We start from the raw sequence: 14,329 nt of genomic DNA on the forward strand, positions 1-14,329 counted from the left end.
TTCAATATGATTAACATTACTATTATACCTAATTTATTAAATATATTCAAAATGTTTGTGAAAGTCTACTCTTATTTCACATTCGGAATCGCCGGTCTATGACTGCTGCGCTTACCGTATATATCATCGATACAATCTTGAATATGTTGGCAATAGATATCTTGAATTTCTGTATATTCACCGAGGGCATGATGCATTTCTTCTACTTCATAACCAGCCTCTTTCAATACATTGACTACACTATCCTCTTCATCGCCAAATAAATCATTAAGCGCATGATCGCCAAGCACCAGGAGCAATGGGTGCACATAAATCTTATTAGGTTTCTTACCATCAAGCCATTCCCAAGGTACGGCCACATCGTCTACATAAGGAGCATTTTCCAAAGTGGCTACACGAACATGATTAAGGCCACTGCGAATCAATTGATATTGCAAATACCCATATGCAGAATTACCAGAGCCTAAACCACCATGACCAACTAATAATAAACCATCTTCATTGCTGACGGATAAGGATGTAACAAATGTGTCGATTAAAATTTGATAATCATTCGGGTGTTCTTCTTGGCCCATATAGTATACCAATGGTCTGCCTACTCGCAATGTATTAAGTTCTTGTGCCCGTTCGTGATTTAAAATATTATGTTTCAACTTATCAAATTCTTCACCACCAGTGAAGTGCAATGGTTGTACATAAATATCTGTATATCCTTCACCAATGAGAGCATCTAATGCGCCTTGCTCTGTAGGAATTTCAATACCACGGTCTCGTAAACGCTTTACAATGATACGCGATGAAAAGGCTAAACGCACTTCATAATCTGTATATTTCTCTTTAATACGGTTTACAACAGCATCAATTTGATGTTCACGAGCGGAATCAACTGTTGAGCCAAAGGCCACTACTAATATAGCTTGTTTCATAACGGTCTCCTTATCAAATATAATTCACTATTCATCATACCACACGCATTACTATAGTTGGATACCGTACCCCGTATAAAGGTAATATTATAATTAACTTTCATACCCATTTAGATGAATAACAAAAAGCATCCGCCCTTAAAGGTGGATGCTTTTTGAAGATAGTGTGTATTTATGAGAGAGTTTATATACAACCTTACCAGAAGTAATTAGGAAATCATTCCTTGTGCTTCTATACGGGAAGGTCGAATAACAGTTTGATATGATTCGCGTTGAGAGCTACGTTTTCTGTCAGACATACGAATCGCTTGACCCAAATGTTTCAAGAATAAATCTTGTACATATGGATTTTCACCTAGGCCTTCATTCCAAATATCTACGTTGTACCCTTGTTCTGTCAAAAGTGCATAAATAGAATCGGAACGATCACCGCCAAGATAATCCATTAAATGAGTGGAACCAATCAAAGCCAATGGTACAACGAGTACATCTTTATGACCCATTCTATCTACCAATGTTAAGGCCTGCTTAAATGTAGGGAAACCATTTGTGGTAAATACAGCTACATTAGGAGCAGAACCATACATAGCTTTCAATTGTAATGTGGAAAATTCCAATTGATTTTGACCATTTGCCATCAATAAAATGGATTTATTAAGAGATTTAGTATTAATATGACGCATGATGCCATCTAATGTAGCTTCATAATCATCAGCGTAATTTTTAACACCTAACGATGTTAATAAGGGTTTACCGATATTAACTTGAGAGAAATTATATTCACTGCTATGTAAGAACTTAAGTGCTTGCTTACGCATTTGTTGATAGCATTGATCCGCTACGAGAGTAATCGGTTGAATATATACCTCATCAATTCCCTTGCGGCTAAATTCTTGCATGACGTCGGTGAAAGAAGCAATCGTATCATCATATTTTTCATTCCACTTTTCCACTAATGCATCAGACAAAAATACACGTCGTACCTCTACATCTCTATATAAGGAACGAACTTTAGACTCTATAGTGCCAATGGATGTTTCCACTGCTTCTTTATAAATTGATCCAAAGGATGCAATGATTATACCTTTCATATGTGACCTCCATATACCCATATATATATATGAAACAATTTTCATAAATGAAAATTGTTATCAACTACTATGTACTAATAATACAAGATTGGCGTATGAAAGTCAATGAGAAATATTATCATATAATTATTTTAATAAACCAGAGTGATAAATCCTATCATAAATATTGAATTACTTATAATTATACCGTCATAACCAATAAGAATATTTTTATAAAACATAAGATTTTTCCTCATTTATTATGATTTTTTATAAAAAACAATCGTATTATTTATACGTGTACAGGTATGGGGTTTATTGACATCCATCCCCTAGGTTGCTACGATTAATTCATAGATTATAGTTATGTCTGCATAGTCAGATGATGTTGTTTAATGAGGTGATTCACTTATGATTAGTGTAAAAAAACGTGCATTAACAGTTTCTGCTGCATTGGCGGCTTTCGCATTGACATTTGGTGCTCCTGTACTCGGCCACGCTGCATACCAATTGAATGATGAAGTAAAAGATCCTACTCCAGCATTAAAAGAAGCTGCTGCAATTGGTGTTCGTACACACAATACTGAAGCTTTACAAAACTTGCCAAACAAAGATGCTATGGTTGTTATGAGCTTTGGTACAACTTATAAAGATACTCGTGCGAAAACAATCGATGCAACTGTAGATGCTATTAAAGCAGCTCATCCAAACACAAAAGTAATTACAGCTTTCACAAGCCATATTATTCGTGATCGTATCCAACAAAAAGAAGGTATTACTTACCCAACTCCTGAAGAAGCATTGGCTGAACTTAAAAAAGACGGTTACACTCGCGTTGCATTAGCATCCCTTGATGTAATTCCTGGTATGGAATACAACTACGATGCAGCAGTATATAATTTGTACAAAGATAATTTCAAAAAAATGACACTTGGTACATCTCTTATGTACTGGATGGGTCAAGAAAACCAAACTGACCAAGTTATTGAAACATTAAAAGCTGTTCAATCTCAATTCCCTAAATTAGGCAAAGAAGACGGTCTTCTTATCATGGCTCATGGTACTCCAGATCCTTCCAATGCTTACTATTCTGTAATTCAAGACCGTATCCATACTCTTGGTATGAAAAATGTATTTATCTACACTGTAGAAGGTACTCCAAATCTTGAACAAGTTATCCCTCAATTGAAATTACATGGTATTAAACACGTTACATTGATGCCATTCATGATGGTAGCTGGCGACCATGCAAATAATGACATGGCTGGTGCAGAACCAGAATCCCATAAATCCATTCTTGAAAAAGAAGGCTTCAAAGTTGACACTTACATCCATGGCTTAGGTGAAAATCCTAACATCCGTAACTTATTCGTTGAACGTGCTAACGAATCTTGGGACGCATTACAAAAATAATCAATCTACAATTTAACTAGTATCGTTATATAACGTACATAGGAGTACATCATGAAAAAACTACTACTCTGTAGTCTTGCTTTGGTCATGATCGTACTAGCAATAGCTGGGTGTGGTAAGTCCACATCCAGCTCTTCTGCTACTACGAAGGAACTTACCTTTAATGGTGAAACCTACACTGTACCAAAGGATCCACAACGCATCGCCGTTCTTTCAAATTCTGTATTGTCCATGCTATACGCAGTAGATGGCAAGGCAATTTCCCGAGCTAGCACAACAGATAAACTAGCGCCAGAATTAGAAGCATTACCTGCATTAGGTCAAACGGCTAACATAAATATGGAACAATTGTTAGGTTTAAAACCAGATGTGGTATTGGGTTTGGAAAACCAACATAAAAAATATGAATCCCAATTACAATCTAACAATATTCCAGCCGTACTTTTCAATTACGATGGTATCAAGGATAATGTGCCAATGCTAACATTCCTTGGAGAGTTAACAAACCATCAAGATAAGGCTAAATCCGTTATTGCCACCTATGAAAGTAATATTCAAAAGGTTAAGGATGCCATTAAAAATCAACAACCTGCACGTATTGCCGTATTGCGTGCTACCGGTAAAGGTGTGACAGCCGAAACCGACGAAGCGGTAACTGCATCTATGGTCAAAGAATTAGGTATGACAAATGTTGTAACATCTCACCTAGATGGTACAACCAAAGATAAAACGGTACCGTATTCTCTTGAAACATTAACCGCTGATAACCCTGATATTATCTTCGTCGTTACCATGGGTAAAGAAGAAGAAATTACAAAGGCCATGAAGAAAGCTATGACAGATAATCCTGCATGGGCTAATCTTAAGGCTGTACAAAACAACCGTGTCATCTACTTACCATCTAAACTATTCCTACTTAACCCAGGTCTACAAACACCTGAGGCTATGGCTCGTTTAGTGAAAGAAGCATATGGCATTGATGTTACATTTTAACATATCCTAACATACTAAAGAGGGCATTCCCCATTTCGGGAATGCCCTCTTTCACTATTAGTCTAGCCATCTACTCAACTAAACCTTTTACGCGTACATATTGTTTATCATCAAAGGTATCGATTTGAACATCTACGGAAAATACATCTCTAAATAGTTCATCCGATACGATTTCTTTCGTGTCTCCAGCTGTCACTAAATGACCATCTTTTATAATAGCCATATAATGAGAATATTGTACAGCTTGCGTCAATTCATGGAGTACCATCAATACGGTTAACCCTTGTTCATCGTTTAATCGTTTTAACAATTCCATGATTTCTAGTTGATGGTTAATATCTAAGTATGTTGTTGGTTCGTCTAACACTAATAATTTGGGTTGTTGTGCTAACGCCATAGCAATCCATACCCGTTGCCGTTCACCACCAGATAAGGATGGAATTAATTGATTCCGTAAATGATTCGTTTTTGTAATACCTAATGCATAGTCAACGATTTCTCGGTCCTCTTTGGCCGTATTCTTCCACCACATTTGGTATGGATAGCGTCCACAATATACCAATTCTTCTACGGTCATATCCTTTGGCATATTAGGCACCTGTGGCAGAAACGCCATTTGACGTGCCAATTCATTTTGTGAATACGACTGTAATGGTTTACCTAAAATAGTCACACATTCACGTGGACTATGAATATAGCCAATCATAGACCGTAAGAGTGTACTTTTACCACAACCATTAGGCCCGATTAAAGTCGTTATTTTACCAGTAGGGACAGATACATTAATATCATGTAAAATATGACGATTTCCGAGAGTGACGGATAACTGATTTACATCAATAGCCGTATTCATTAGTTATCCCTCCTCAATAGATATAAGAAGAATGGCGCCCCAAAGAATGCCATGATAATGCCAACCGGTACCTCAATTGGACTCCACATAACACGCCCTACCGTATCACTAACAACGAGGACGAGTGCCCCTAATAATGCAGAGCCGGGAAGTAAATACGCATAATCATTACCGATGATAAGTCGTAACATATGCGGTATAACGAGGCCTACGAAACCGATTAAGCCCGCAATACTAACGGCACCTGCTGCTAATAGAGCCGCAACAGCAGTCATAATAAACCGCGTTTGTTCTACCTTAAGGCCTAGCCCCTTTGCTGTTTCATCACCTAAACTTAAAATAGTAAGACGTTTGGCACCTAAACAAGCAAAAATAAGACCGACTAACGCGTATGGGAACAGAACCTCTACTTGAGGCCAACTGCGTGCAGCCAAGCCCCCTACCATCCAAAGTAAGGCTCCTTGCACACGATCTCCATAGAATACAAGTAGTGCAGAAATACCAGAGCCTAAAAAAGCAGCCACTGCAACACCAGCCAAGATGATACGGCTTGGGCGTACACCATTCTTCCAAGCAAGAGCATATACCATCAACGCCGCAGCCATAGCACCTATAAAGGCGACGAGAGGCACAATATGATCATAGCCAGGGAAAAGAATAAATATAATAACACCGGCAAGTCCAGCACCAGATGACACCCCAACAATTTGAGGATCTGCTAAAGGGTTCTTCATAACCGCCTGTAAAATGGCACCCGATACAGCTAAACAAGCACCAACTAATGCAGCAACAATATTACGAGGCAACCTAATATTCCAAATAATTTGCGATGCTGTATCTGTTAGCTCACTAGCCCACAATGTGTGCCAAATCTCCGATAGTGAAACCGGTGTGGAACCCCAAATCAGCGAGATAATCATGCTAGCTATGACAGCAATAACCAAGACAATAATAACTGATATGCGAAAGAGTTTTCGTTCATTCAGAGAGTCCACAGTAACCTCTCCTTTCACCAATACATGATGCTATCAGCACCCGTATTATACATATAAACCTCATAATAGATACAGTAAAACCCGAATCGCCAGCAGTATGCAACGATTCGGGTTACTTTTTATTTAGATTCTTTGCCTTCTACGAAGAGCATATCGTTGCGTTTTACATCTGTGTAAAGCAATGCATTACATACGGATGCTGCAATTGGGCTACCACCCTTGTTACCTTTTACAGTGATATAAGGAACTGGGGATACTTCCATCAAATAATCTTTAGATTCAGCAGCGCCAACAAAGCCTACAGGAATACCGATGATAAGAGCTGGTTTAATACCTTCTTCAAGAGCAAGGCGCAATACTTCGTACAATGCAGTTGGTGCATTACCGATAGCAACGATTTGGCCTTCTAATTGTTTGCCAAATGTGCGCATAGCAGCGATAGAACGTGTTACGCCCAATTCTTTAGCCATTTTAGCTACGTTTTCATCTTTGATTAAGCAATGTACTTCATTGCCACGAAGTTTAAGAGCCGGTTTAGAAATACCTGTGCGAACCATTTCTACGTCAGTGTAAATATCTGCACCATTGTCTAATGCTTCGATACCTTTTTGAACAGCGTCAGGGCTCATTTTTACGAGTTGAGCATATTCAACGTCACCAGATGCGTGAACTGTACGAGATACAACGCGTACTTCATCATCGGTTAAACCTAAATCCTTTACATAATCGTAAATGATTTCCATACTTTTATCTTCAATGGCTTTAGGATTTTTAACGTAATCCATTAGTTTCCTCCCATAATTTGAAAAATTCATCATTCGATGATACCACAGGGCATTCTAGTTTCACCCGTGGACGATCGATAACAATAACGTGGATGCCAAGGTCGATGGCAGCCTGTAATTTCGTATCAGCACCACCTACGAGGCCAGAGTTTTTCATAACCACAACGCTCGCCTTTGTATCGTGGAACATAATACGATTCATATCGTAAGAAAATGGACCTTGTACGGCAACGATACGTTTAGGACTCACATTGAGGTCTTCCATCATTTGCAACACCTCAGCAGTTGGCAAAATACGTGTCCATACTTCACAGTCCTGTAACGCTTCAGATTTAGCAAAGATGTGCATCGTCTTACTACCAGTAGTCAAATATACATGATTGTTATTTTCCTTTGCCAATTTGCCGGCTAAATTAGCTGCTTCTGTTTCATCCACTACGATATGCAACTTATCATAGTCTGGCAATGGTACCTCTTTTCGTTCAAACCGAACAAAAGGAATGCCCACCGCCTTAGCTGCATCTTGAGCCGTTGCGGTCACAATAGCCGCATACGGATGGCTTGCATCGATGAGTAGGCGCACATTATGCTCCTTAATCAACTGTTGCATAGCCTCTTGATCGAGGCGCCCCGTATGAACCGTAATGCCGTCATGGGCAGCTAGTTCCGCCCCATATTGGCTCACGACAGTCACGAGAACCTCTTCACCAGTCCGTTCTTGGATATCTACCGCTAAGGTACGACCATCCAAGGTACCAGCGATGACCCAAATCATAATTTATAGCCTCGAGGTGTAATCATACGACCATTTTCAACATAAGTTTGGCTGTTACCAATGATAACAAGTGTTTGCATATCTACTTCTTCTTTTGTGAAGTTTTCTAGATCAGAAATTACCATATGTTGACCTGGACGACCTGCTTTTTGCACGATGCCTACAGGTGTTTTAGGGTCGCGGTATTTTAGAACGATTTCACGTACTTCATCTAAATGAGTTACGCGTTTTTTACTGCGTGGGTTATATAAGGAAATAACCATATCCCCTTGTGCACAAAGGTCAGCACGTTTTTTAATTAAATCCCAAGGTGTCATCAAATCGCTAAGGGAAATAACGGCAAAGTCATGCATCAAAGGTGCACCCAATACAGATGCTGCTACGTTGACAGCACTAAGACCTGGAACGATATCCACGGAAGGGCGTTTGTCTGCTGATACTTTATTAGCCAATTCCAATACAAGGCCAGCCATGCCGTACACGCCGGAGTCACCAGAGGATACAACTACTACTTGGTGACCTTCTACAGCCAAATCAACGGCTTGTTGGCAACGATCCACTTCTTGCATCATCGCTGTACCTACCGTTTGTTTACCTGCGATAAGGTCTTTAATCAAATCAAGATATGTTAAATAACCGACTACACGATCTGCCGCTAAAATCGCTTCCCGTGCTTGCGGTGTCATAAATTCAGCGTCCCCAGGTCCAATGCCGATTACTTTGATGTTACCTGTGCAATGGCTACCGTTGTTTTGGGATACACCGTTTTGTGCTGTATTAATGTTTGGCTCTTGGCCGCTAGTAATGCTGTTGTCTCGCATACGTTTCCTACTCCTATTGTTCCTTTTACAAATGTGGATTCTTTTAAATCCTGTTCTTCTATAACAGGTGCTATCTCTTCTTGTGTGTAGAAATAGATAGACCACCCTAATTCGTTCACGGCCTCTAATAGGCCCACTTCATCTTGTTTCACGATAACCGATGCAGCTGTGACTATGCTTTTTGGTGAAAGCTTATGCTTCTGTAGAGATTGTGTAATGGCATCCAGTATGAGCTCCTTTGGCGTATCTCGGCGACAACCAATCCCCATCGTATACGTACGAGGACGTAAGATGAGTTGCTCTGGATACTCAGTAATCACCTTATCTGTTATCACTACGCGACGAACACCATCAGTCTCAGGCAATGTAAATACATCTACCACCTGAACCGTGCCATGCGTACCGATATGTAATGCAGCAGCATCGCGTAACCGATTAGCATCGACTAGGGTTTCATCGATGTAGTAGTTGACGCTTTCACCAGCCACAACAGCGGAATTAACATCCACTAATGTGTGAAAATCGTCGACCAACAGATGCTCGTGGCGCGCCAACACGTCAGGCGCTGGCAATCCATTAACATCCGTCGCCGTTGTAATAACCGGGTCCGCATCGATGGCCAGCGAAATGGACTGCGTCCATTCGTTGGCGCCCCCAAGGTGACCAGATAATAAACTGATGACATGATGACCGGCCTCATCCATTACGACGATGGCAGGATCCTTGGATTTATGTTCAATATACGGTGCAATCATGCGCACTACAATACCCAGTGCCATAATGCATAATACTTGGTCATAATCCTTAAAAATCTGCCCTATGTGATGTTTGAGAGAATCAAAATAGATAGCCTCACCACCAGAAGGGCGATTTTCCTTTTCATAACAATCCGCATGAGGGGCCACCAAAGATTTGATGCGTTGCCCCAGCCTTGCACCGCGTTCAGACACAGAAAGAATAGCGGTTCTATTCTTCTTTGCTCCTGTCATAGGTGAATCAGATTCTAGTTCTTTCATCACACTAGTCCTTAGCACTACGATACATGTGAGCAAAGCCCTTATCGTAAAGCTTAGATAATTCGTATTCGCTGTCTAGTACATGACTAACAACGATCATAGCTTGGCGTAATACGCCTTCTTCAGCCACGATATCCGCAATGGTTTCCAATGTACCGCGGATAATGCGTTGGTCTGGCCAAGAAGCTTTCACTACGATAGCTACAGGTGTTGTTTTATCATAACCGCCTTCGATGAGTTCAGCCACTACCTTATCTAGCATTTGAACGCTAAGGAAGATACACATGGTCGCTTCATGAGCCGCCAACATGCGCAATTTTTCCTTTGGAGGCATTGGTGTACGGCCTTCCATGCGCGTAATAATTACGGTTTGAGATACATTTGGCAATGTATACTCTTGTTTCAACGCCGCTGCTGTAGCGAGGAACGAACTTACGCCAGGTACCACTTCATAGGTAATACCCATGCCAGCCAAGGCATCCATTTGTTCTTGAATAGCACCATAAATAGCAGGGTCACCGGTATGTAAACGGACAACCTTTTTGCCATCTGCCACGGCAGCTTTCATAACAGCCAATACCTCATCAAGGTTCATAGTGGCACTGTTATGAATTTCACAACCTGGTTTACAAGCCTCTAAAATAGCAGGGTTTACCAAGGAACCGGCATAGATAACAACGTCAGCTTCTTGCACTAAACGATACCCTTTTCGCGTAATAAGCTCTGGATCCCCAGGGCCTGCGCCTACAATATGTACGTCAACCATATTACTCTCCTTCTGCGATACGCGTTGCAGATACAATAAAAATTGGACTCAATGGATCCAACAAATGATATGGACCAGCCTTACGATAGCGGCTAATGGACATTTGGTACCCTTCGTATGTGAAAGGACGACCTTTCAATTCTTTTAAAATGGTATAACCCGTTTCCATCGTTACCGCCGTTACAACAAGGCGACCGCCTACCTTTAACAATCGTTGTACTTCATCCATAATGCCCGTCATACCGCCAGCACTGCCGCCGATAATAACCGCATCAAGCTCAGGCAAATCTTCCATACCCTCCGGAGCCTTGGATTTAATGACAGTCATATTATTGACATTGAATTTCTTCATATTTTCATGAATCAATTCAATGCCTTTATCAAAACGTTCGATAGCATATACATGACCTTTAGGTGCCGCTAATGCAGCTTCAATAGAAATCGAACCTGTACCAGCCCCCACATCAAGGACGATGCTATCTTCTTCGATGCGCGCCTCATTCATAACGGCTTTGCGAATCTCGCATTTCGTCATCGGCACGTCACCGCGTATAAATTCCTCATCAGGAATTCCGAAAAAATGTCTCATCCTAGTACCACCATAACAGAATGTCCAAAGCCTTCGAGCTCCGTTAATACCTCTAGTGTAGAATCTACGATTTTTTCATCATCGTAACTCAAGCGCTCTAAGGCTGCTGCTCTCGTTTCTTTTGGCCATCCTGCATCTATTAAAATACGCGCAATATGCGCTGGATTATATTCAGGATCCGTTAAGAATCCCATCTTTTTCCCCGCTTCATATACGAGTCTTTCAGGCGCTGGTTGGCGTCCGTGAAAGCTCATTAAATCCGCATCATGCCACACTTCGTTAAGGCGTGCAAAGGCAAATGTCATAGAACTAATGCCTGGCACCACCTCAATGTGTGTAGTAAGGAATTTCTTTTTCAAATATGGCAACAAGCTATAGTAGCCCGTGTCACCACTGACCATAACCACAACATCATGGTCGTGAAGTTCACGCTCGATTTGTTCGGATAACCAACTTAGTTTACCCGTTACAGGATATGTAATCTGACCGGGTTCCTTAAAGTCCTCCAAGGAGCGTTCACTACCTACCAAAACGGTAGCATGTTTAATTAAATTAAGGCCTTTAGGCACCACATAATCAGGATTGCCCGGACCAATGCCTACGATATACAAGGTATGTGCCAATGTTCTAGCTCTCCTATCTCTTTTGCATGCTTATCCATAGCCAAAATCTCACCCTTTAATGTGGTAATAATGATACCTACCTCAGCCTCATTGGCAATATATCGTTCACTGCGCATAGATGCGCGGTCTACTACACGTTGATATACACCGGTAAGGCCTTCTCGTTCTAATATAGGGAACGTAGATTCTGTAGTTTGACAATTAAATAACTCTTCACACACCGCTTGGGATGCTCCTTCAAGAGCTGCATAGGCTACAATACTTTCCATGCGACCATCGCTCATGCGATTATGGGTATGAAAACTTCCGCTAGCAAGCTTAATGAGCTTACCGATATGACCGATGATCAAGATTCGTTTAAAGCCAATATGAACGGCTTGTTCAAGCATAAACCCGATGAAGTTGCTGGTTTCAGCCATTTGGTTCTTATGGATACCGAGCACTTGTTCTGCCAAATCTTGACCGATACGCCCCGGTACGAGAACTGCCGTTTCGCAGCCATTGGCTTTCATTACCTTTAACTGAGGCACAAGAGAATTCTTAAACCCTTCTTCACTCATCGGCTTAACGATACCCGTTGTACCGATAATGGATATACCACCTTCGATACCCAGCGTATGGTTCAACGTCTTTTTAGCCAACACCTTACCATTAGGAACGCTTACTGTTACCGTCACACCTTGACCTTGCGTACAAAACTCTTCAAATACGAGTTTCATCATCGCTCTAGGGCCCGGATTAATGGCCGGTTGTCCTGGGGGCATGGCAAGACCGGGTTTCGTAACCGTACCCACACCAAAGCCAGCTCGAAAACGTAGCTTGCCTGTATCATCAAGGGTCACCATAGTTTCCACATCATTGCCATGGGTCACATCTGGATCGTCACCGCCATCCTTCATCACAGTCGCCTTTGCCTCTGTTTCGGATATGATTTTCACAGATTTAATAGGTACCTCAATGAATTGACCTTGCGGATTCTCAATGACAACCTTGTCCACAATATCGTGTTCTAAGAGGGCCAATAGACCTGCTTTCATGCCTGCCGTAGCACATGAACCGGTCGTATAACCACCCTTCATGTCCTCTACTCTCATAGCGCCTCCTACACCGATAGGGTTAGCGATTCAATGAATCAATCTAACCCTATCTCTTATGCTTATATAATTAGGAACGGAAGTTAACGAATTGCAATTCAACCGGTACGTCCAATTGTTTTAACATCTGAATAACCGCTTGCAAATCATCTTTATCCTTGCCAGATACGCGTACTTGATCCTCTTGGATAGACGCTTGTACCTTAAGCTTCATATTTTTGATTGCCTTTACTACTTCTTTAGCATTTTCTTTTGTAATGCCTTTTTTAATAGTAATCACTTGGCGTACAGTGGCACCAGCAGCAGGTTCAATCTTACCAAAATCAAGGTTCTTAACCGCTACATTACGTTTAACCATTTTGCCTTTTAATACATCGATAATAGCGTTCAATTTATATTCGTCATCACCGATGATTTTAATGGTATCACCTTCAAGGCTAATTTCAGCTTTAGAACCACGGAAATCATAACGCGTACCAATCTCTTTCTTCGCTTGGTTTACCGCATTATCCACTTCTTGCATATCCACTTCGGATACAACGTCAAAGGAACAATCTTTAGCCATTTTATACCTCCTACACCTGAACCCGTTGGGCATGGGGTTCACGCATTATTTTCATCATCATCCACGTATTCATTGAATGGAATACATCTATATAATTATATCGTAAATTATCTATATTTACTAGGAATTCAAATAATTAGATTATGATGATTTTTCATTAATCTAAATACAATAATTATCTTCGTATCCTATTATCTTTATATAATCAACTAAAATACCCAATAGCAATATTTTTAAATTTATCACTATTGGGTATTAATACTACTTATATTTTATTTAATTGGTAAAACAATATTTTGACCAGTAGGTTTACTTGGATTCATAGCATTAGGCAAATCTTCCACTGTTGTATTTAAATCTGTATCAGTAGATACAACAGCTACAAATTTTTGGCCAGGTTCATAGTAAATATTAGTCCCTTTCATGAACAAGCCACCAACCAAACTTACTGCAGCAGCAACGGCAACTGCTCCATTATCAGAATGGCCCTTACCTTTAACTTCTGCAGTTAATGGAACATTTACACCATTAATAGTCTTAATGCTATCAATTTTAAATTCCAATCGGCCTTTTCGACCAAGCATACCATTCTTTCTTGCTTTTGTAATTGTCCCTAATACCTCTTGGTTTGCTGGAATAACAACTACATCATTAATTAGTAAATTTTCTATGGTCTTTAATCTAAAGGTATTTCCTTCTTTACTTTTCTTAGAACTAATAGGATCGATTAATTCTAAATTTATATTTGTATCTTTAGGAATATACGCATGTCCAGCAGCAACAGATGATGTCTTTACAGTTGCCGTAGTTTCACCACTCTTTAACAACTGAATACGATTAACTCCAGATGGTAATTCTGTCTTAACTACAGATTCTTGCATCGCACTTGGTGCACTTGTATCTTCTGCTGAAGCAGTCAGTGGTAATGCACAAGAAACACTAAGACAACCTACAACCAAAAGTTTTAATAATGCTTTAGATGTTTTCATATATTCCTCCAAAAGCAAATAAATTCACAAGACAATTTATAACTACAGTATAGCAT

At 40.4% G+C, this 14,329-nt stretch carries 16 protein-coding genes; 2 read left to right on the top strand and 14 right to left on the bottom strand.

What is annotated here, in order from left to right; translation table 11 throughout:
- Positions 1-71: 71 nt before the first annotated feature.
- Both HMPREF1477_RS02685 and HMPREF1477_RS02690 read right to left on the bottom strand, forming a co-directional pair.
- Positions 72-926: a sirohydrochlorin cobaltochelatase gene (locus HMPREF1477_RS02685; protein WP_016475721.1), complete on the bottom strand. Its 855-nt coding sequence runs from the start codon at positions 924-926 to the stop codon at positions 72-74.
- A gap of 209 nt (positions 927-1,135) precedes the next feature.
- The gene (locus HMPREF1477_RS02690; RefSeq protein ID WP_016475722.1) at positions 1,136-2,017 is read right to left on the bottom strand and encodes a sirohydrochlorin cobaltochelatase; all 882 of its coding nucleotides are present in this window, start codon (positions 2,015-2,017) and stop codon (positions 1,136-1,138) included.
- Positions 2,018-2,407: 390 nt separating this feature from the next.
- On the opposite strand from HMPREF1477_RS02690, the gene HMPREF1477_RS02695 reads away from it, so the two are divergent.
- Positions 2,408-3,409 carry a sirohydrochlorin cobaltochelatase gene (locus tag HMPREF1477_RS02695; RefSeq protein WP_016475723.1) on the top strand — a complete coding sequence of 334 codons (1,002 nt, stop codon included), beginning with the start codon at positions 2,408-2,410 and terminating at the stop codon, positions 3,407-3,409.
- Positions 3,410-3,460: 51 nt separating this feature from the next.
- Complete coding sequence (locus HMPREF1477_RS02700) at positions 3,461-4,402, top strand: ABC transporter substrate-binding protein (protein ID WP_005379225.1); 942 nt, start codon at positions 3,461-3,463, stop codon at positions 4,400-4,402.
- A gap of 70 nt (positions 4,403-4,472) precedes the next feature.
- On the opposite strand, the gene HMPREF1477_RS02705 is transcribed toward HMPREF1477_RS02700, so the two are convergent.
- From HMPREF1477_RS02705 to HMPREF1477_RS02760, 12 genes are all read right to left on the bottom strand, one after another.
- Positions 4,473-5,255: an ABC transporter ATP-binding protein gene (locus HMPREF1477_RS02705; protein WP_016475724.1), complete on the bottom strand. Its 783-nt coding sequence runs from the start codon at positions 5,253-5,255 to the stop codon at positions 4,473-4,475.
- Positions 5,255-6,250 (bottom strand): iron ABC transporter permease, encoded by a 996-nt coding sequence (locus HMPREF1477_RS02710; protein WP_005379268.1) that lies wholly within the window; start codon positions 6,248-6,250, stop codon positions 5,255-5,257. The genes HMPREF1477_RS02705 and HMPREF1477_RS02710 overlap by 1 nt, the downstream gene beginning before the upstream one ends.
- A gap of 119 nt (positions 6,251-6,369) precedes the next feature.
- Entirely contained in the window at positions 6,370-7,035 is a 666-nt protein-coding gene (locus HMPREF1477_RS02715; protein ID WP_005376263.1) for a precorrin-8X methylmutase, read from the bottom strand.
- Positions 7,022-7,810, bottom strand: coding sequence for a precorrin-6A reductase (cobK, locus tag HMPREF1477_RS02720; RefSeq protein WP_016475725.1), 789 nt, complete (start codon positions 7,808-7,810; stop codon positions 7,022-7,024). The genes HMPREF1477_RS02715 and cobK overlap by 14 nt, the downstream gene beginning before the upstream one ends.
- Positions 7,807-8,496, bottom strand: a complete 690-nt coding sequence (cobJ, locus tag HMPREF1477_RS02725; protein ID WP_016475726.1) for a precorrin-3B C(17)-methyltransferase — start codon at positions 8,494-8,496, stop codon at positions 7,807-7,809. The genes cobK and cobJ overlap by 4 nt, the downstream gene beginning before the upstream one ends.
- 29 nt (positions 8,497-8,525) lie before the next feature.
- On the bottom strand, positions 8,526-9,647 hold the full coding sequence (locus HMPREF1477_RS02730; RefSeq protein WP_016475727.1) for a cobalt-precorrin 5A hydrolase: 1,122 nt from the start codon (positions 9,645-9,647) through the stop codon (positions 8,526-8,528).
- 4 nt (positions 9,648-9,651) lie between these two features.
- Complete coding sequence (gene cobM / locus HMPREF1477_RS02735; protein ID WP_005376252.1) at positions 9,652-10,413, bottom strand: precorrin-4 C(11)-methyltransferase; 762 nt, start codon at positions 10,411-10,413, stop codon at positions 9,652-9,654.
- A gap of 1 nt (position 10,414) precedes the next feature.
- Positions 10,415-11,002 carry a precorrin-6Y C5,15-methyltransferase (decarboxylating) subunit CbiT gene (gene cbiT / locus HMPREF1477_RS02740; RefSeq protein ID WP_005382722.1) on the bottom strand — a complete coding sequence of 196 codons (588 nt, stop codon included), beginning with the start codon at positions 11,000-11,002 and terminating at the stop codon, positions 10,415-10,417.
- Complete coding sequence (gene cbiE / locus HMPREF1477_RS02745; RefSeq protein WP_016475728.1) at positions 10,999-11,625, bottom strand: precorrin-6y C5,15-methyltransferase (decarboxylating) subunit CbiE; 627 nt, start codon at positions 11,623-11,625, stop codon at positions 10,999-11,001. Before cbiE ends, cbiT begins: the two co-directional genes overlap by 4 nt.
- Positions 11,601-12,719: a cobalt-precorrin-5B (C(1))-methyltransferase CbiD gene (gene cbiD / locus HMPREF1477_RS02750; protein WP_016475729.1), complete on the bottom strand. Its 1,119-nt coding sequence runs from the start codon at positions 12,717-12,719 to the stop codon at positions 11,601-11,603. The genes cbiE and cbiD overlap by 25 nt, the downstream gene beginning before the upstream one ends.
- A 70-nt stretch (positions 12,720-12,789) precedes the next feature.
- Entirely contained in the window at positions 12,790-13,284 is a 495-nt protein-coding gene (locus HMPREF1477_RS02755; protein ID WP_016475730.1) for a YajQ family cyclic di-GMP-binding protein, read from the bottom strand.
- A 272-nt stretch (positions 13,285-13,556) separates the two neighbouring features.
- Complete coding sequence (locus HMPREF1477_RS02760) at positions 13,557-14,273, bottom strand: hypothetical protein (protein WP_016475731.1); 717 nt, start codon at positions 14,271-14,273, stop codon at positions 13,557-13,559.
- Between the last annotated feature and the right edge of the window lie 56 nt (positions 14,274-14,329).

Source organism: Veillonella sp. HPA0037 (assembly GCF_000411535.1).
Taxonomy (GTDB): domain Bacteria; phylum Bacillota; class Negativicutes; order Veillonellales; family Veillonellaceae; genus Veillonella; species Veillonella atypica.